The organism is Halomonas sp. 707B3 (assembly GCF_024158645.1).
In the GTDB taxonomy this organism is placed as follows: Bacteria; Pseudomonadota; Gammaproteobacteria; order Pseudomonadales; family Halomonadaceae; genus Vreelandella; species Vreelandella lionensis.
The window spans coordinates 1-19,488 of record NZ_JAMZBE010000038.1 but is presented as its reverse complement, the minus strand read 5'-3'; the positions used below and the strand labels follow the sequence as shown (position 1 = coordinate 19,488).

At 57.9% G+C, this 19,488-nt stretch carries 16 protein-coding genes; 4 read left to right on the top strand and 12 right to left on the bottom strand.

Annotated elements, in window-relative coordinates; all coding sequences use genetic code 11:
- The first annotated feature begins 1 nt into the window (after position 1).
- Positions 2-922 carry a phosphoserine phosphatase SerB gene (gene serB / locus BIS10_RS07310; protein ID WP_253503924.1) on the top strand — a complete coding sequence of 307 codons (921 nt, stop codon included), beginning with the start codon at positions 2-4 and terminating at the stop codon, positions 920-922.
- A gap of 53 nt (positions 923-975) precedes the next feature.
- On the opposite strand, the gene BIS10_RS07305 is transcribed toward serB, so the two are convergent.
- The 7 genes from BIS10_RS07305 to BIS10_RS07275 all read right to left on the bottom strand — a co-directional run bounded on the left by BIS10_RS07305 (position 976) and on the right by BIS10_RS07275 (position 7,836).
- Entirely contained in the window at positions 976-1,812 is an 837-nt protein-coding gene (locus BIS10_RS07305) for a DUF6694 family lipoprotein (RefSeq protein WP_392567160.1), read from the bottom strand.
- Between the two features lie 186 nt (positions 1,813-1,998).
- Entirely contained in the window at positions 1,999-2,385 is a 387-nt protein-coding gene (locus BIS10_RS07300; RefSeq protein WP_253503918.1) for a Na+/H+ antiporter subunit G, read from the bottom strand.
- A 22-nt stretch (positions 2,386-2,407) separates the two neighbouring features.
- A complete protein-coding gene (locus BIS10_RS07295; protein ID WP_044629074.1) occupies positions 2,408-2,677 on the bottom strand; it encodes a K+/H+ antiporter subunit F in 270 nt (89 codons plus the stop codon).
- Complete coding sequence (locus BIS10_RS07290) at positions 2,671-3,168, bottom strand: Na+/H+ antiporter subunit E (protein WP_159342614.1); 498 nt, start codon at positions 3,166-3,168, stop codon at positions 2,671-2,673. Before BIS10_RS07290 ends, BIS10_RS07295 begins: the two co-directional genes overlap by 7 nt.
- Complete coding sequence (locus tag BIS10_RS07285) at positions 3,165-4,676, bottom strand: monovalent cation/H+ antiporter subunit D (protein ID WP_253503915.1); 1,512 nt, start codon at positions 4,674-4,676, stop codon at positions 3,165-3,167. Before BIS10_RS07285 ends, BIS10_RS07290 begins: the two co-directional genes overlap by 4 nt.
- Positions 4,673-5,005: a Na+/H+ antiporter subunit C gene (locus BIS10_RS07280; RefSeq protein ID WP_044629077.1), complete on the bottom strand. Its 333-nt coding sequence runs from the start codon at positions 5,003-5,005 to the stop codon at positions 4,673-4,675. The genes BIS10_RS07285 and BIS10_RS07280 overlap by 4 nt, the downstream gene beginning before the upstream one ends.
- Positions 5,005-7,836 (bottom strand): monovalent cation/H+ antiporter subunit A, encoded by a 2,832-nt coding sequence (locus BIS10_RS07275; RefSeq protein ID WP_253503912.1) that lies wholly within the window; start codon positions 7,834-7,836, stop codon positions 5,005-5,007. Before BIS10_RS07275 ends, BIS10_RS07280 begins: the two co-directional genes overlap by 1 nt.
- Before the next feature lie 160 nt (positions 7,837-7,996).
- On the opposite strand from BIS10_RS07275, the gene BIS10_RS07270 reads away from it, so the two are divergent.
- From BIS10_RS07270 to BIS10_RS07260, 3 genes are read left to right on the top strand one after another with little or no spacing between them, the layout of a single operon-like run.
- Positions 7,997-8,869, top strand: a complete 873-nt coding sequence (locus BIS10_RS07270) for an ion transporter (RefSeq protein WP_253503909.1) — start codon at positions 7,997-7,999, stop codon at positions 8,867-8,869.
- Positions 8,870-8,885: 16 nt separating this feature from the next.
- The gene (gene leuA / locus BIS10_RS07265; RefSeq protein ID WP_253503905.1) at positions 8,886-10,592 is read left to right on the top strand and encodes a 2-isopropylmalate synthase; all 1,707 of its coding nucleotides are present in this window, start codon (positions 8,886-8,888) and stop codon (positions 10,590-10,592) included.
- The gene (locus BIS10_RS07260; protein WP_253503902.1) at positions 10,593-11,741 is read left to right on the top strand and encodes a hypothetical protein; all 1,149 of its coding nucleotides are present in this window, start codon (positions 10,593-10,595) and stop codon (positions 11,739-11,741) included. It begins immediately after the preceding gene.
- Positions 11,742-11,787: 46 nt separating this feature from the next.
- Here the strand turns inward: BIS10_RS07260 and atzF are convergent, their stop codons facing one another.
- From atzF to BIS10_RS07235, 5 genes are all read right to left on the bottom strand, one after another.
- Positions 11,788-13,608 (bottom strand): allophanate hydrolase, encoded by a 1,821-nt coding sequence (gene atzF, locus BIS10_RS07255; RefSeq protein ID WP_253503899.1) that lies wholly within the window; start codon positions 13,606-13,608, stop codon positions 11,788-11,790.
- Between the two features lie 11 nt (positions 13,609-13,619).
- On the bottom strand, positions 13,620-14,333 hold the full coding sequence (locus BIS10_RS07250) for a hypothetical protein (RefSeq protein ID WP_253503896.1): 714 nt from the start codon (positions 14,331-14,333) through the stop codon (positions 13,620-13,622).
- Complete coding sequence (locus BIS10_RS07245; protein WP_253503893.1) at positions 14,330-15,409, bottom strand: isopenicillin N synthase family oxygenase; 1,080 nt, start codon at positions 15,407-15,409, stop codon at positions 14,330-14,332. The genes BIS10_RS07250 and BIS10_RS07245 overlap by 4 nt, the downstream gene beginning before the upstream one ends.
- Positions 15,406-19,032 carry an urea carboxylase gene (gene uca, locus BIS10_RS07240; RefSeq protein ID WP_253503890.1) on the bottom strand — a complete coding sequence of 1,209 codons (3,627 nt, stop codon included), beginning with the start codon at positions 19,030-19,032 and terminating at the stop codon, positions 15,406-15,408. Before uca ends, BIS10_RS07245 begins: the two co-directional genes overlap by 4 nt.
- A 75-nt stretch (positions 19,033-19,107) precedes the next feature.
- The coding region (locus tag BIS10_RS07235) for a DUF1989 domain-containing protein (protein WP_253503887.1) at positions 19,108-19,488 on the bottom strand (381 nt) is incomplete at its 5' end.

Here is a 19,488-nt window from a genome sequence, read left to right as displayed (position 1 = left end):
GATGGCACGCGGGGATGTTCTGTTAACTGTATTGGCACCGCGCTTAACGGCGGATATTGAGTCGCACATGGCCGCGCTGATGGCGCAGTTTGGCCTGCAGGAAGAGCACCGTCAGCGGCTTGCCGATACGGAAAAAGGCGAGCCTATCGACTGTGTGGAGCTGCACTTGAGCGGCGTATCCAGTGAATTAACCTCCCTTCGCCATGCGGCGCTGGAGCTGAGTGAAACCCTCGGTGTGGATATGGTGGTCCAACGGAACCAGCGGGGCGGTGCCGCACCCCGTTTGGTCTGTTTTGATATGGACTCCACGTTGATTAAAGCGGAAGTGATTGATGAGCTGGCGCGCCGTCACGGGGTAGGCGACGAGGTGGCGGAAGTCACCGAGCGCGCCATGCGCGGCGAGCTGGATTTTAAGGCCAGCTTCCGCGAGCGCATGAGCAAGCTGGAAGGCCTGGATGAGTCGGTATTGGTGAATATTGCTACTGAATTGCCGCTGATGGATGGCGTTGAGCGTCTGATGGCGAACCTGAAACGCTTGGGCTTCCGTACGGTTATTTTATCCGGCGGTTTTACCTACTTTGCCCGTTACCTGCAAGAGCGGCTTGGGTTTGATGAAATCCACGCCAACGAGCTGGTGATTGAGAATGGCAAAGTCACCGGTGCGGTCCATGAACCGATTGTCGATGCCGAGCGTAAAGCCGCGCTACTGCAGCAAATTGCCGAGCGGGAAGGGGTGGCCTTAGCGCAAACCGTCGCCGTAGGTGATGGGGCGAACGACCTGAAGATGTTGGCGAAAGCTGGCCTAGGCGTGGCGTTCCGCGCTAAACCCCTCGTGCGTGCCGAAGCGCGTCAGGCGATCTCCGTGGCAGGGCTGGATGGCGTGCTGTATCTGCTGGGCTACGGTGAAGCCGACTTGATTTAACCACCGTGTACTCACCTAGTACGCAAACGGCGGTGCTAAGCACCGCCGTTTGCTTAATTCGCCGCTGTTTGCGGATTTACTCCGCCATATTCAGCGCGCAGTTCCTCAAGCCGCTCGGCCTCGTTATCGGTTAACGCGGGGGCATCCCATAGCGGTTCACCTTCGCTATTGTTAACCCCGAGCAGTGTTAGTGTCAGTGCGGCATTACGCGGTATTTGATCGTTGCCCCAGGGGCCAAAACGGTTAGGGGCGAGGCTCCAGGTGGCGCTTTCCCCTGGCGCTAGGCCGCCGGAAATAATGTAGTAGAACGTTTCATCCACCCAGGCCACCTCGCGGTTAGGGCTTTTCAGTACGCCGTGCAGCATGAGCTCTGCAACCGCGTGGTCAGAGCCGTTCGTCACCGTTAGCTCAATCACCGGTTCCAGTGCGCCGTAGGGGCTGGTGCTGATGTAGTAACGCGCATTATCAATGCTGATTTGCGCTAAATGCTCTTGGGCGCGCTGGGCGCTGTCCTGTTTGGCTTCTAGCCGGTTAAGCGTGCGCAGTGCTTGCTCCCGCTCTCGTGCACGCCGCTGGCGCAGCATCTTGTCAGCGCGCTCAATAATTTCGTCGCCCGTTAGCCCGTGCATATAGGCATTAGCCGATTCAGCAATTTCAGCAGCGTTCATGCGTTGGGGGTTAAAGAGATCGATACCGTTAAACGATGACATGGCTATGATCTTCAGCGCGGTATCAAACTCGTCGCGCTTATAGGTGGGCAGCGACTCACGCACTTTCTCGATTGAGACCACCGCTGCAGGCATGGAGCTCGTATCGACTTTCGGGTCGGAGCAGCCTACGAGTACCAAGGCGGATAATGAAAGTGCAGATAGCCTGAGTAGGCTCCACATAGATGTACCTCACCACAAAAAATCAATCGGCAAGAGCTTACCGGAAAGTGGCATCCGCCACTACTTTCTCTTGAGAGCAGATCATGCGTGAGGCTGACACTTTTGGTGCTCGCTCAGCGGTTTAGCATAGCGGGCAATAAAAAGCGCTGGCGGTTGCCAGCGCTTGAGAAAATAGGGCAGCGAAGCTTAGCCGTGCCCTTTGTCCGGGTGAGGTACCGGCTTTTCGCCGACCTCTTCAGAGCGCAACTCGACCGGTTTGCCCTGGGTTTTTTGGGTGTGCTTTAACTGCATATGCAAGCCGGTTTTGGCCAGCAGGTGAGCGCTTACTGGGGCGGTAATAAACAGGAACAGCGTAATCAGCAGCTCTTGGATATCCGGCTTACCATCGACGCTCCAAAAATACCCCATGGAGGCAATCAGCATGCAGCCGATGCCCAACGTAGTAGCTTTAGTAGGGCCGTGTAGGCGCATATAGAAATCGCGCAGGTGGGCCATGCCTAGCGAGCCGATAAACACAAACACGCCTCCCGCTATTAACAGTAGGGAAATCAGCGCTTCAACTAAGAATGGCATAAACGCACCTCATTAATCGGGCTCATTCAATAATATCCCCGCGTAGAATGTACTTGCACACGGCTACCGTACTGATAAAGCCAAGCATGGCGATCAACAGTGCAGACTCAAAGTAAGTCTTGCTGTTGAGCCATAAGCCGAGCAATACAATCAGCGCGATGGAGTTGACGTACATGGTGTCCAGCGCCAGTACCCGGTCAGGGAGATCGGGGCCAACCGTTAGGCGATAGAGGTTCATTAGCAGGGCCATCACCACCAGCGCTAAGGTGATGTAGAGCGCAATACTCAGCATTCGTAAATCTCCTTGAGCGGCCGTTCGTAGCGTTCGCGTATTTGCTCAATGAGCGCTTCTTCATCATCCACGTTCAACGCATGGATTAGCAGGGATTTGCCATCCATTCGCAGGTTGGCCGAAACGGTACCTGGGGTCAGGCTGATCGTGCTGGCCAGCAGCGTGATGGTAAAACGCTCCTCCAGCATCAGCGGATACTCGATGAAGTGAGGCTTTAGCTTGCGCCATGGGTTAGCGATCAGGTACGCGACCTCAAAGTTGGCGGTGACGATATCGCCCAATACCCGCAGGCCAAAACGCAACAGCATCATAGGCTTGCTGATCCGTGGCCGAGCATCCCAAAAGCGGTGGGTTAACAAAGGGATCAGAATAGCCAGCGCACCCCCCAGAACGAACTGGCCAAAGGCGTAGCTGCGCACCAGCAGCAGCCATACCAATAGTAGCAATATCGACAGCACCGGGGTGGGCAGCCATTTGCGAGGGGTAATCATGGCGTCTCTCCTGCATCGGGCAGCAGCGTTTCGATCAGTTGTTGCGGGTTAGCGAGCTGCTCGCCGGTGGCTTGGGTATAGCTGCTCACCGGCCCGGCGAATGCCACCAGTAAAGGCGCAGCGCTGAGTAGCCAGAGCATGCCGAACCACTGGTAACGGGATAGCGGGCTACCGCTTGGGCTGCCCCGGTGGCTGCGCCAAAACAGCGTAGAGCCCGCGCGGGAGAGTGCGATAAGTGACGCTAGGCTGGCGAGTAGCAGCAGTGGCCACAGCCATACGCGCTGCGTACCTTCTGCGGCTACTAGCACCATCGCTTTACCCAGCGCCCCTGACAGTGGCGGCATACCCACCACGGCAATCGCACCGATGAAAAAGGTGATTGCCAGGGCGTTGCCCTGTACCAGCGGGCGCCCTTTGACGATGCGTGTACCGGGCTTGCCGCGCTGCAGACCAATCATCTCAGCCAGCAAGAACAGGCCACCGGTGATCAGCGTGGTATGAATCAGGTAGTAGAGCAGGGCAGAGGTGGCCTCTGCTGAGCGCATGCCGACGCCCGCCAGCAGCGTGCCGACCGAAATCAGTACTAAGTAGGCCACCAGCAGGCGCAGGTCGCGAGCGGCCATCACGCCCACGCCAGCGGCGGCCAAGGTGGCTAGCGCTAGCCACCACACCCAAGGTTGCTCCAGCGCCACAAGTCCGCCAGCCTGCTCGCCAAAAATCAGCGAATAGACCCGCAGAATGGCGTAGATGCCCACCTTGGTCATGATCGCAAACAGCGCTGCCACCGGGGCGGGTGCCGCTGCATAGGCGCGGGGTAGCCAGAAGTAGAGCGGTAAAATAGCGGCTTTGAGGCCAAAGACGACCAGCAGCATTAGAGCCCCTGCGGTCACTAAGCCCTCACGCTCAGCGGGCAGGCTAGCAAGCTTATAGCCCATATCCGCCATATTGAGCGTGCCGGTGGCCCCATAAAGAATGCCCACGGCGATCAAAAATAGCGATGAGCCCGCTAGGTTAAGCACCACATAGTGAACGCTTGCCTGAATGCGCGCCTTGCCGCCACCGTGCAACAGCAGCGCGTAGGAGGCCAGCAACAGCACTTCGAAAAAGACGAACAGGTTGAACAAGTCGCCGGTCAAAAACGCGCCGTTGATACCAAGCAACTGCCACTGAAACAGGCCGTGGAAGTTGCTGCCTTTTTCGTCGTCTCCACCGCAGGCAAACACCACGGCGCCCACGGCTAGAAGGGACGTGAGCAGCACCATCAGCGCGGAGAGGCGGTCGAGCACTAGCACTACGCCAAACGGTGGCTGCCAGTCGCCTAGGGCGTAATAGGTGATCTCACCGCTGGCGGCTTGGCGCACCAGGGCAGTCGACACCACCAGTAGTAGAAGGGTGGCAATAACGCTCACAGCGCGCTTGTAGTGCACCAGCCCCTGGCGTTGGTAAAGCAATAAAATACCCGCGACTAGGGGTAGTACCACGGGCAACACAATTAGATGCTGAATCATTCGCGGTCTTCCTTTTTACCATCCACGTGGTCGTTACCCACCTCGCTGCGCGCCCGCATGGCAAGAATGACCACGAACGCCGTCATGGCAAAGCCGATAACGATGGCGGTGAGGACCAGCGCCTGGGGCAGCGGGTCGGCAAACTGAGAGCCCTCGTTCACCAGCGCAGCACCATCCGTCGTCAGCCCGCCCATGGAGAACAGGAACAGGTTGACCGCGTAGGAGAGCAGCGTCAGGCCGACAACGACCGGGAACGTTCTTCCACGCAGCGTCAGGTAGAGCCCGCAGGAGGTTAAGATGCCCGTAGTAATGGCGTAGAGCATTTCCATTAGTGGGATTCCTTTTCATTCGGCGTGTCGTGGGTGTCTGACGTTTTCGGGTCGGTCACCGGGCGGTGTGGTGTCGTCACCTTACCCAGGTTGGCCAGAATCATCAGCGTGGCACCTACTACGGCAAGGTACACACCCAGGTCAAACAGCAGGGCCGTGGCAAGCTCGAACGTGCCAATCAGCGGCAGGCTGAAATACCCAAACGACGAGGTCAGGAAGGGATAGCCCAATAGCCAGCTGCCTAGGCCGGTGAGCGTGGCAATGGCCACCCCGACGACGGCGACTGGCTGGAAGGGGAAGTTCAGGCGCTGCTGCGCCCACTCAACACCCCGCGCCATATACAGCAGAATCAATGCGACGGCGGTAATCAAACCAGCAATGAAGCCGCCGCCGGGCTGGTTATGGCCGCGCAGGAAGATGAAGGCCGAGACCAGCAGCGCCAGTGGCAGCAGCGTCATCGAGATGGAGGTCAGAATGGCCGGGTAGCGATCCGGCGACCAGACACGGCCTTCGCCGTCGCTGTGGGGCATGAACAGACGCAAGCGGTTGAGCAGCTTGAAGATAGCCAGGCCTGCAATGGCCAGCACGGTAATTTCACCCAGGGTATCGAAGCCACGGAAGTCGACCAGAATCACGTTGACCACGTTATAGCCGCCACCACCAGGCTTACTGTTCTCCACAAAGAAGTTGGAGATCGATAGCGTTTCGCGGGTCATCACCGCGTAGTTCAAGCTAGCGACCACCAGCCCCAGCGCACCGGCCAGCAGAATATCGCGCACGTTACGCATCGGGCTCGATTCGGTAGGTGTTTTTTGCGGCAAGAAGAACAATGCCAGCATCAGCAGAATCATCGTGACGACTTCTACCGATAGCTGAGTGAGCGCGAGATCAGGTGCCGAGAAACGTGCAAAGGTGAGGGCGACAAAGAGCCCTACTACTGACAGCATCAGCAGCGAAATTAAGCGGTAGCGGTGAGTCGCTGCGGTGGCAAGACCACCAAAAATGAGCATGCCCGCGCCTAGCAGCACCACGCCATCTATCGACTGGTTACCTTTGGTGCCGGTCAATTCTTGGATACTGGAAAGGCCGATCAGTCCCATCAGCAGGGCAGCACCCAGCAACCATCCCATATAGCGCTGTAGCGAGTTGCCTTCCAGCTTGGTGATGATCTGCTCGGCCTGATAGCCCACAGTAATGATAAACCGCTCGAACACGCGGCGTGCATCCACACTGGCGAAGGGCTGCACGAAACGGCGCAGATCGGCATGACGCCAGTACATGGCAATGCCCGCTGCAAAGGCTAGCAAGCTCATCATTAGCGGCAAATTCACGCCGTGCCAGATGGCGAGATGGAACGACAACGGTTCGCCCAGAACTGCCTGGGTGGCTAGCTCCAAAATGCCTGTTGCGAAAAAGGCGGGGAATAGCCCTACCAGCACACAGAGCGCCACCAGCAGCTCTACGGGCAAGCGCATCAGGTGGGGCGGCTCGTGGGGAGCTTTCGGCGTTTGCTCGCGAGCGGGCTTGTAGAACACCGCATGAACCAGCCGCAGTGAGTATGCCACTGAGAGAATGCCGCCCAGCGTCGCCAGGGCGGGCAGCACCCAGCTCAAACCGCCGAGTACCGGGGTGGCGAGCGTTTCGGTAAAGAACATCTCTTTCGAGAGGAAACCGTTAAACAGCGGCACCCCCGCCATAGCGGCAGCGGCCAAGGTGGTCAGCAGTGCGGTGACGGGCATCGCCTTTCTGAGTCCGCCAAGCTGCTTCAGCTCCCGGGTGCCGGTTTCGTGGTCGATGATGCCCGCGCTCATGAACAGCGCCGCTTTAAAGGTAGCGTGGTTCAGAATATGAAACAGCGCAGCTAACACAGCCATGGGGCTGCCAATCCCTAGCAGAACGGTGATTAAGCCCAGGTGGCTGACGGTCGAAAACGCCAGAATGCCTTTCAAGTCGGTTTTGAACAGCGCAAACCACGCGCCGTAAAGCAGCGTAATGGTACCCACCAGTGGCACGACCACGCTCCACAGCGCGCTATCCGCAATGGCGGGATGCAACCGGGCCATTAAGAAAATACCCGCTTTTACCATCGTGGCTGAGTGCAGGTAGGCTGAAACGGGCGTGGGAGCCGCCATGGCATGGGGAAGCCAGAACTGGAACGGAAACTGAGCAGATTTGGTGAATGCGCCCAGTAGTACAAGCCCGAGCATGAGCGGATAAAGCGGATCAGCCACGATGGTGGCGCCGCTGGCCAGCACGTCATCCATCCGATAGCTACCGGCCATATCGCCCAGCAGCAGTAAGCCTGCTAGCAGTGCTAGGCCGCCTGCACCGGTTACCGTAAGCGCCATGCGCGCGCCTTTACGGGCATCGCTGCGATAGGACCAAAAGCCAATCAGCAGGAAGGAGGAGAGACTGGTCAACTCCCAAAATAGCCAGAGCAGGATAAGGTTATCGGACATCGAGATGCCGACCATCGAGGCCATAAACAGCATCAAGAAGGCGTAAAAGCGTCCAAAAGGCTCATCGCTTGCCAAGTAAAAATGGGCATACAATAGAATCAATAGCCCAATGCCCAAAATGAGCAGGTTGAAGAGCAGCGACAGGCCATCGAGACGAAACGCAAGCTCCAGGCCGAGTGCGGGCATCCAGGTGGCAGCAAAACGCAGCGCTTCACCCTCCATCAGGGCAGGTATTTGCAGCAGCGTAAGTAGCAGTGCTGTTGCTGGCAGTATGCCCGTTGCGAGCGAGCACCAAGTGCGGCCGCGTTGGGCAGTCAGTGCCGGCACCAGTACGCCCAGTAACGGCAGTAAGGCGATCCACAGCAGTGTCATGAGGTCATCCAGCGCAAAAAATCAAAAAAATCGCCAGAGCAACGAGGGTTGCCCTGGAGGCGAAGATACATCAAGTGAAACAACAGGATATCACTTGTATGGAAGGTGTGTGATTTTAGTATAAAGTGTTGACGTTAACCGTTTAGAGACTCCTTGTTCCATGAGTGAACCTTTCAATACCTGGCAAGCCCGCTTTGAAAAGCTGCGTAGCAACAAGCTTTTTGAAGGACTGGTGATTTCCATTATCGTCATTTCTGCGTTGGTCATTGGCGCGAAAACCTACGAAGAAACCTCCCGAATTGAGCAGTGGTTGCTCTACCTGGATGTCGCAGTCACAGTATTTTTCCTGGTCGAGATTTTGATCAGAATGGCAGCCGAGCGCAACTTAGTCAGCTTTTTTAAGAAGGGCTGGAACGTTTTTGACTTCTTAATTGTGACTGCCAGCCTGATTCCTATGGATGATTCAGAGATGGTGCTGCTGGCGCGGCTGCTACGTATTTTCCGCGTGCTGCGCCTGGTGTCGATGATTCCAGAGCTGCAGATGCTGCTGGGCGCGCTAGTGAAATCGGTTCCCCGCATGGGCTACGTGGTGCTGCTCATGTTTATTATTTTCTACATCTATGCGGCGCTGGGTAGTTTCCTCTTCAGCAACATAGATGAGTTTTTGTGGGGCAACATTTCTGTTGCCATGTTGACACTATTCCGTATCGCTACGTTTGAGGACTGGACGGACGTGATGTACGCCACCCAGGAGGTATATGCCTGGAGCTGGATTTACTACCTGACGTTCATTTTCCTTACTGCGTTTATTTTTCTTAATATGATGATTGGTATTGTGCTGGACGTGATGCAGAAAGAGAGTGCCCAGCTCGATTTTGACAGTGGCGAAGGGGAGCCTGCCCAGCTGCAGGCACTGCGTAGCGACGTTTACTCGCTCAAAGCGCAGCTTGATCGTATGGAAGCCGCGTTGGCAGAGCGAAATACAGCTTCGCCTCCCCCCAATAGTCCTACTGATTCCGCTAAAACAGATTAACGACAGGAGCGCCGCTATGATGTTGTCCGACCCTTCTAAAAAGTATCGCCCTTTCGTGGCCGTGGATCTGCCTGACCGCCAGTGGCCTAGCCAACGTATCGAAACACCGCCCATCTGGTGCAGCGTGGATCTGCGCGACGGCAACCAGTCGCTGATTGACCCCATGGATCAAGAGCGCAAGCAGCGCCTGTTCGACATGCTGTTGAAGATTGGTTTTAAAGAGATTGAAGTTGGCTTTCCCTCCGCATCGCAAACCGACTTCGATTTTGTTCGCGCGCTGATCGAACAAGATAAAATTCCAGAGGACGTGACCATTCAAGTGCTGACCCAAGCGCGTCCGCACCTGATTGAACGCACCTTTGAAGCACTGAAGGGCGTCAAGAACGCCATCGTGCATGTCTACAATGCCACCGACCCGATGTTTCGTCGGGTGGTGTTTAGCGTCGACAAAACCGAGTGCATTCAAATTGCCGTGGATGCCACCGCGCAGATCCGCGATTTGATGGCGGCCAATCCGGAAACGAACTGGACTTTCCAGTACTCACCCGAGCTATTCACCACCACGGAGATGGATTTCGCGGTCGAGATCGTCGAAGCGGTGATGGACACTTTTGGCCCCAGCGTCGACAACAAAATGATCGTCAACCTGCCAGCCACGGTCGAAGTCGCTACGCCCAACAACTACGCTGATCAGATTGAGTGGTTCTGTCGCCATGTCAAAAAGCGCGATACCTTGATCGTCAGCGTTCATCCGCACAACGACCGCGGCACTGGCGTCGCGGCGGCCGAACTCACGTTGATGGCGGGGGCAGATCGAGTCGAGGGCACGCTATTTGGCAACGGCGAGCGTACTGGCAACGTAGATATCGTCACGCTGGCGATGAACATGTATACCCAAGGGGTGAATCCTCAGCTCGATTTTTCCAATATCACCCCGATTATGCGCGAGGCCGAGTACTGCAATCAGTTGCCCGTTCACCCGCGCCACCCGTATGTGGGCGATTTGGTCTTTACCGCGTTCTCAGGCTCTCATCAGGATGCCATCAAAAAAGGCATGGCGGATCGCCGCGCTAATCCGGATGCCGTTTGGGATGTGCCTTACTTGCCCATCGACCCTTTGGATGTAGGCCGCAGCTACGAAGCGGTTATCCGTGTAAACAGCCAGTCAGGCAAAGGCGGCATCTCTTACCTGTTAGAGCAGGAGCACGGTATCGAGCTGCCCCGCAGGCTCTCCATTGAGTTCAGCCAAGTGGTGCAGGAAGTGGCGGACCGCACGGGTAAAGAGATCACCTCACAAATGATCTACCAAGCCTTTGCCGATGAGTATCTAGAGCAGCGGTCACCGCTGGCACTGGTGAATCACCGTCTTTCCTCCGAGCCAGATAGCCCTAAAGTAGCGCTAGAGGCCATTGTCGAAAACGGCGGCCAACGCCAGACCCTGACCGGTGAAGGCAACGGCCCGCTGGCCGCGTTCATCAAGGCGCTGGTGGCGAGCGGCCAAGAGGTCGAAATCATTGACTATCATGAACACTCCCGCGGCCAAGGGGCGGATGCCGAAGCGATCGCTTACGTGGAAGTACGCATTGATGGCAAAGCCGTATTTGGCGTAGGTACCGATGAAAGCATCACTAGCGCCTCCATGAAAGGCGTGCTTAGTGCAATCAATCGCCACTATTCGACGCAGCCTGCGGCGGCCAATGTGACGGCGGAGTCGTTAGGGTAAATGCTCAAACGGCCTTGGCTGTTCATCGTATTAGTCGCCATGGCCCTGGCTGGGCTGCTCTCGCTGACGGCCTCCGATGAGCCGTTTGAAGAGACGTTGGTACGCTTGGAAGTAGAGCGGGCACTGCCCGCTCTTGAGCCCACGCTGCAAGAAGAGTCTGCTGAGATCAACGCACTGTTTCTGCACTATGCGTCTGATCAAGCGCTATGGATGAGCGCCGCGTTGGCGATGTTGCGTCACGGTGATATCGCTCGAACCACGCTTCTCGATTATGGGCTATCGCCCCAATTCCAACAGGTGCTGGTGCGCTTCGGAGCGGATGCCGTGCTGCCTATCAGCTACTTCCGCGATCACGACGTGACGACGCTGCGCGCTCAGCACTGGATAGGAGAGCGCTATCAGCAAGTCAGCCGCTGGTGGGGCGATGAGCCATCGGATACCAATGAGCTAGGTGACGCAGACGTAGAGGCGGCCATGGCCGAGCTAACCCCTTTGCGGCGTGGCCAGATGGGTATCGCGTTACTCGACAGCAACGGCCACGGGCTGCTCAACCAGTTTGTCGTGGATGACGAAGGCAACGTGGCGTGGCTGCAAGGGGAGCGTCTTGTATCCGGAGTAGGTGATTTCTTTACCAGCGGTCTACGTGACTTAGAAAGCCAGTGGCGGCGTGGCGAGGCAATAGGCGCAAGCGATTTGGGCTGGGCGGGTGTTGATCTGCTGGTAATGGCCAGTACTGTGAAGGTACTCCGCGCTGGAAGAGCCGCTCGTACGGCTCGTCTGGGTGGCGTCGAGGCGCAGGCCGCTCGCACGGGTGTGCGTCAAGGGATCGTTGCCACAAGCGGGCGCTTCGCAACGCTGCCGCGCATGGCCAAAGTTGCAGCGGTAGCCGGCACGGCTTATGTGGTCATTCGCCACCCCAGCCTGGTCAGTGCACTGGGCGCCCATCTATCTCACTGGCTAGGCTGGCCAACGTGGCTCGGGCAGTTTCTTGTCTGGTTGATTGTACTGTTGCCAGTCTTGTTTATTGCCCGATTCGTTTACCGCTGGTTACTGACGCCGCTGCTTTGGTTATTGGTACCTTTGACGCGACTGTGTTTAAAGGCTGCTCACCATGCTCCTGTGAAGTGGCCACATAGAGCAGTGGAGTAGCTGGGTTCAATGGGCCTATGTGCAGCATAGGCCCATTGCGTTAGCGTTAAGATTGACGTGTCAACCACTCCCTCCAACTGCCAAACTCAGTAACATCCACTGCATCACCGTCTTCATTGAGCGCACCTGCGGTGCAAATAAACCCACACTTCCAGCTACCGTCGGCAAGCTCTACCTGACCTAAGCCTAGCGGGGCGGGGATGCCAGCCAAAAAACTACCCAGCGTCTCGCTCGGTAATCGCCAGACCTCGACTTCGATTGACTGGCCGTGGGTGTCCCGCACCATTGCTGGACGCTTGGGTGGCCCGCCTGCTAAGGCAAATAGCTTATAGCGCGGTGCGCTGTGGGTAGTGCTAACCAGTACGCCGCCGCGTTCGGTGAGCTGGTGGTTAAGCGGTAAGCCTTGCAGATGCGCACCGCATACAACCAGCTCCATTGTGCCATTTTGGGCCATGGTGAAGGGCTCGGATAATGCCGGGTGGGCAACACCGGTGGCACCCAGCGGTAGCATGAGGCGTGTTTCTAACGCGCGGGCGAGGGACAGCAGCGTTAAGTCGTCGAATGCCCGCCCAAATAGCGTGACGCCCACGGGCAGTTTTTGCTCGGTAAAGCCTATCGGCACCGCCAGAGCACTGTAGTCGAGCAGGTTCATAAAATTGGTCCAGGTGCCTAAACGCGAGTTCACGCCAATAGGATCTGCTGCCACTTCTGCCTTGCTGGGGTGCGTGACTGTCGTGGGCGAGAGCATCACATCCACCTGACCGATGAGTGCATCGGCTTGGCGCTTGAACTCGGCAAGCTTATAGCGCGCATCGAAGGCATCCACGGCCAGTGGCGTAGACCCTCCTTGGGTAATTTTAAACGTGACCGGATGTACAGCCTCCGGGTGGCTCTCCATCAACTCATGAATCACATGGTAGCGCTCGGCGACCCAGGGCCCTTCGTAAAGTAGTCGTGCCGCAGATAGCAGAGGCGAACAGTCCAGCTCGACTTTTATTCCGCCAATAGCTTCCAGCTCGGCAATCGCTTGGTGCATCCCCTTGGTGTACGCCGCGTCGGTTTGCCATTGAGATGCAAGCGGTACCCCAAAACGAAACATCTTGGGCGCTGTGCCGTAGCGCTTACCGTGCACGGAGAAGCGGTGTTCCCGAGACCAAGCGCACTGATCATCATAAGTAGCGGTAATACTGAGCACTTTCTCGGCATCGTCAGCGGTGAAGGTAAACAGGCTAATGGTGTCGAGCGTTGCGCAGGCAGGAACTACACCGCGAGTACTCAGCAGGCCAAGGCTAGGCTTGACGCCGTATATATTATGAAAACAGGCAGGCACACGCCCAGAGCCTGCCGTATCGGTACCCAACGCAAAACTCACCATACCTGCTGCGGTGACCACCGCCGAGCCGCTGCTGGAACCCCCGGGAATATAGTCGGGGTTAAAAGCATTGGCAGGAACACCGTAGTCACTCAAAGCACGCTCACCGACCAACCCGGTCGCAAACTGATCCAGGTTGGTTTTTCCCATGGGGATGGCACCCGCATCGATCAGCTGCTGCACTACAAAGGCACTTTCAGACGGTGTGTACGCATAGGCTGGGCTGCCTGCCGTGGTAGGTATGCCCGCTAAGTCGATGTTGTCCTTTATGGCAAAAGGGATACCGTAAAGGGGTAGCGTCTCAGGCGACTCGCCTTCCAGGCGCTTTAAATAGGGTGCCAGCTGTTTACGGTCCAGGCGTGTTATCCAGGCAGGGTCTTTGTCGTAGCTATCGGCCCGTACGAGTAGCTCGTCAATTAATGCAGTGGGCGTTAGGTCACCTTGCTGGTAGGCGGCGTGAAGGCTTGTAATATCCAGTGACATCGAGAGCGCCATGGTTGACTCCTTTAAAGTGGCATCGTCGCAGCGTTGGCTGATGAGTATCGGGTTCCGTTTAGGAAGCGCCCCTGTCGCCAGGGCTGTGTCGAAAGCTCGATTCGCCAGCCTTCATGGTGGCGTTGGCAGTAGTCGAAACAGAGACTGGCGCGCCAGCGAAGGTCGTCGGTGTTGGCATGGCTGGGCAGGGTGAGCGGGTGCTGGGGAGTGGCTGCCGATTGACGAGGGGTAATCGCAATGGCGTGATCACCCAGCGCTAGCCAGCGCAGGCGACCCAGCGCATCGATGCGAATCGTCTCTTTTGCATGTGGGGCAGTGAACCGTTGCCAGTGCTCGACGTAATGCCCGACCGGGTGCTGCTCTTCAATCGTGTGATCATTCAGCCAGCGTAGCAGGCCGACGTCTTTTTCCAGGCTGGGGCAGAGATCCTGAAAGCGGTGCCAGGTGCATATCCCGTCCTCAATCTGGGTTAGGCCCGTAAAGGCCGTCAGGCTCGCCAGCCATTCAAGCTGTGATCGGCTGCACTCTTCAAGGCTTTGGATGCCGCTGAAGTCGGGCGCGTCAGCGGGGATGCGCAGGTCGGCATGCCACTGGTGGCCCTGCAGCCATACCACTTGAGTGGTGGTATCAGTGACGCGGTAGGGCGGTGTATGGGGCTCTGCATAGAGCATACGCTGCCAGCCCCCTGGGTACTGCTCGGGTACGATGGGAAGCGGCATCGTCATCGATTCGTCTCCTCGTTGCCCGGCGCCTTATGCTTGCCATGTTGTCCCAGACTACCCACTTCCCGGGCCCCTTCGGGGAGCGCAATTTCACCCTTCGCCAAGCGCTCGCGCAGGTAGCGGAAGGTTTGGATGGTTTGGGCGAAGAGGTGGTCGCCTGCTTTTAGTGCTGAGTACCGGGCTTGTCCGTGGCGAGCGACCAGCTCGGGGAGTGGTTCGACCACGGTGTGGTAGTCACAGGCGAAAAACAGCGGGAACGAGTAGCGCTCCTCTTTCACTTTACGTACCCGATGGGAGGTGGCAACAAACTCGCCATTACTCCAGATCTCAAGCATATCGCCAATATTGACGATCAACGCGCCCTCCTTGAAAGGTACATCGATCCACTCGCCTTTCCCATTCATCACCTCAAGCCCTGGCGCGGTGGGGAGTAGCAGGGTAAAGCACTCGTAGTCAGTGTGGGCGCCGATGCCTTGGGCATCCTCAGCATTAGGGTTATAAGGGTAATGGATCAGGCGCAGCTGACTGGGCGGCTTATTGACGTGCTGAAGCAGTTGCTGGGGAGCCAGCCCTAGCGCCATAGCAAAGCCGCCCATCAATGCGCGCCCGACGTGGTACGCAGCGTCGTAATAAGCGGCCACTGGCTCCTTGAAACCGTCCAGGTCAGGCCAGGGGTTGGGGCCGAGCAACGGTGTCCCGGCCAGCACCTCCGGGTCATCATCGGGTAGTTCAAAGGCTAGGTCGAAGGCCTCTTTCATATCGGGCTTGGCCGGGTCCGGCGACTCCTCGCCGGGCGGCACATAGCCACGGTGGTGGGTGTAGCGCCCGATGTAGCGCTCCATTTTGGTTGCTTCAGACTGAGCAAAGAAACGCTTGGCCTGATTAATCAGGCCTTCCCGCAGTGAACCATCAATACCATGGCCCACCATTTGGAAAAAGCCCACGTCTCGGGCGGCGCGGCCCAGCTCAGCGGCGACCTCGCGGCGTGCCTGTTCATCCCCGTGCAGCAGTGGATGAATGTCGATAATGGGGATCTCCTGAAAGGCTGCTAAGCGTTGGTCTGCGGTAGGTGTGCTCATGCGTCAGCTTCCTCTTCTTGGGTGAGCACCACCAGAGGCTGGCCGGGTCCAATGGCTGCACCTTCGGCAAGCGGCAGCCTAGCAACACGCCCAGCGCAGTGGGCCGTGACCTCTACCTCCATTTTCATCGACTCCACCAGCGCCACCGGCTGACCGGCGTCTACCTGCTCCCCCTCCTTGACCAGCAGTTTCCACAGGCTGCCGGTCACTGGGCTTTCGATACCCAGTTCATTTTCGTCTAGAGTGTCGACTTCTGCGCTAGCTGGTGCTTGGTCTTCAAAGGTGAACTGGCCGTTGGCGCGCCAGGCTGCCATTTCCGCCTGGAAGGCTGCTTCGCGCTTGGTGCGGAATGCCTCGATGGCGTCGGCGTTTTTATCGATATCGGCTTGGTAGTCGGCCAGTTTGAAGCGGGCCGTTTCAATAGGCAGCTCGAAGCGCCCGTGGGGAAAGTCACGGCGAATTTGCTGTAGCTCTTCGTGGCTGACTTCATAAAAGCGAAGTTGATCAAAAAAGCGCAGCAGCCAAGGGTTAATGAAGTGTTGTGTGGTGCGGTAACGGTTCCACATCTGCAGCGTGCGGCCAACGAACTGGTAGCCGCCGGGGCCTTCCATGCCATAAACGCATAAGTAGGCGCCGCCAATACCCACCGAGTTTTCCGCCGTCCAGGTACGGGCGGGGTTGTATTTGGTGGTGACCAAGCGTTGGCGCGGGTCGAGGGGTGTCGCGACGGGCGCCCCCAAATACACATCTCCTAAGCCCATCACCAGATAACGGGCGTTGAAGACGATATCGCGCACTTGCTGTTCACTTTCAAGGGCGTTGATGCGACGAATAAAATCCAAATTACTGGGGCACCAGGGAGCATCTGGGCGTACGCTGCGCTGATACTTGTCGATAGCTTCCTGGCAGGCGGGGTCATCCCAGGAGAGCGGTAGATGCACGACCCGGGACTCCACTTCCAGTGATTCCACATCCACCAGCGCCTGCTCGGCTTGTTGTAGGTGGGCAAGCAGATCGTCAAGGCTCAGCTCCAGCGGTTCGAAATGCACTTGTAGCGAACGTATACCGGGCGTTAGCTCTCGAAGCCCTGCAAGCGGATGTTCACGCAGCCACAGCATCCAGGCGTGAACCCGGAACCGCAGGGCGATATCCAGCTCCATGGGGCCAAATTCGATCAGCAGGAAGTCGTCTCCGGCACGGCGGTACACGACCCGCTCACCGGCCTCAGAGGCAGGTAAATCTCGTAGAATCGGGCTAGCCCGCTCTGTGGTTAACGCAACGTTGGGGATAGGTGCTAGTGACGCGAGCTGAGTGAGTTGGCGCTCCTCTAAGGCACGGGCGGTGGTGAGGGTTACCGGGACAAAGCGGACCTTGTCACCAGCGGTGAGTTGTCCCAGCTTCCAGCGTTCAGCGCGCACCACGGTGGCCGGGCAGACAAAGCCACCCAGTGACGGGCCGTCCGGGCCAAGAATGACCGGCATGTCGCCGGTAAAGTCGATAGTGCCAAAGGCGTAGGCGTTATCGTGAATATTGGAAGGGTGGAGTCCTGCTTCACCGCCATCCGCCCGTGCCCACTCTGGGCGTGGGCCAATTAGCCGTACACCGGTGCGGCTGGAGTTGTAGTGCACTTCCCACTCGTGATCGAAGAAGCGTTCGATATCGCTATCGGTGAAGAAGTCGGGCGCGCCATGGGGTCCATAAAGCACGGCAATTTCCGTCACGCTTTCGGAATCGTTGCCAATGGCGGGGGCCAGTGCGCTATCCAGCGTGCATGAGGGCGCAGGCACCAACGTGGGTAGCGCCAGCATATCGCCGCTGCGCAGTGCCCGCCCGCCATGGCCGCCAAACTGGCCTAGCGTGAAGGTGCTGCGAGAGCCCAGATAGCGAGGGCATTCAATGCCGCCGCGCACTAGAAGATAAGCGCGTGCCCCAGCGGTGGCCTTGCCTAGCGTCAGAGTGGCACCGGCCGGAACATCAATGACTTCCCAGTGATTTATGGGGTTGCCATCCAGCGAGGCGGGCAACTCGGCGCCTGCTAGCACGACCTGGGTGGCCCGGTGGAAGCGAAGCGTGGGGCCCTGGAGGGTAATTTCTAGGCCAGCGGCATCCGTGGGATTGTCGAGTAGGCGATTGCCAAGGCGAAACGACCAGTCGTCAAACGGGCCGGAAGGCGGCACACCCACATCCCAGTGACCCTGGCGACCGGGAAAATCCTGAATTGTGGTGAGCGTGCCAGGGGCGATCACTTCCATGGCGGGAGGTGCCCACGCCAGGGTGGTAAGCCAGTGGGTGTCGATATCCGCCTGCTGAAAGCGTTCGGCACGCAGAACGTGGGCAAGCCAGCTACGGTTGGTGGCAATGCCATAAACGCTGGCGTTGTCCAGCGTATCCGCCAGCTGTGCCGTCGCCTGCTCGCGGCTTTCGGCATGCACCATCACTTTGGCTAGCATGGGGTCAAATAGCGGTGACACTTCCAGGCCTGCCTCAATGGCGTGGTCGATGCGCAGGCCGCTGGCTTCAGGAAAGATGACTTCCGTCAGTAGCCCGGCGCTGGGGCGAAAATCGTGAGCGGGGTCTTCGGCGTACAGACGTGCCTGGACGGCGTGACCAGTGGGGGAGAGCGTCTGGGCAAGTGTTTCCAGGCGAGGGAGCTCTCCGGTGCCGAGCTTTACCATCCATTCGACGATATCGACGCCGTAGACCAGCTCGGTGACGCCGTGCTCCACCTGTAGGCGAGTATTAACCTCCAGAAAATAGAAAGCTTCACGCTCGGCGTCGTAAATGAACTCGACGGTTCCCGCGCTGCGGTAGTTGACCGCTTTGCCTAGTTGCACCGCCGTGGCGTGCAGTGATTGGCGCACGGCTTCGGGGAGGTTCGGGGCTGGGCACTCTTCCAGTACTTTTTGATGGCGGCGCTGGGTAGAACAGTCGCGTTCACCGAGGGCGATAACACTGCCCTGGCCGTCGCCAAACAGCTGTACTTCCAGATGACGGGCACGTGCGATATAGGCTTCCAGGAAGACACCGCCATCGCCAAAGTTGCGCTCGCCAAGGCCTTTCACTGACTCAAAGGCGCGTGCCAGCTCCGTCTGAGAGCGGCAGACCTGCATGCCGATGCCACCGCCACCCGCAGTGGATTTCAGCATGACCGGGTAGCCGATTCGTTCGGCGGCCTGTTGGGCCTCTTCGAGGGTCTCCAACAACTTTGATCCTGGCACCAGCGGTACGCCTGCTTTTTCGGCGAGTGCGCGGGCTTCGTGCTTGAGGCCAAACTGCTGTATCTGCTCGGCAGTGGGGCCTAGAAAGACGAGCCCGGCGGCATCGCAGGCGGTAATAAAGCGCGTGTTTTCCGAAAGAAAACCGTAGCCGGGATGGATGGCCTGGGCGCCGCTCTGCTGGGCGATAGCGATCAGTTTGTCGATGTTCAAATAGGTATCGCTGGCGGCCCCCTCACCCAGTGAGTAGGCCTCATCAGCTTGGTGCACGTAGGGCGCATCGCGGTCGGCATCGGCGTACACCACCACGCTCCCCACGCCTAAAGCTTTAAGCGTGCGTAGAATACGGGCGGCAATCGCGCCGCGATTGGCAATCAGGACTTTGCTAAACGTTTTATGGATGGACATGGCACTGCCTGCAAACAAAGGCGGGTCGTCCCGCAGGTTGTTTGGCCTTCTAGGGTCGTCCCTAGGGCGAATTACTTAACCCCAAATCAGTAGCTCGATGGGCGTGGGGTTGTAGCCGTTGCAGGGGTTGTTGAGCTGAGGGCAGTTGGAGATCAGCACGATGACATCCATTTCTGCGACCATTTCCACATACTTGCCCGGTGCGGAGATACCGTCTTCAAACGTCAGCCCGCCGTCAGCGGTCACCGGTACGTTCATGAAGAAGTTGATGTTGTGGGTGATGTCCCGCTTGCTCAGGCCATACTCTGGGTGGTTGGCGATGGCCTGCATCCAGTTATCCCGGCAGGAGTGCATGTGGCGCTTTTCCAGGTCGTAGCGCACGGTGTTGCTTTCGCTGGCGCAGGCACCACCTAGGGTGTCGTGGCGGCCGCAGGTGTCGGCGGTGAGGGTAAGCAT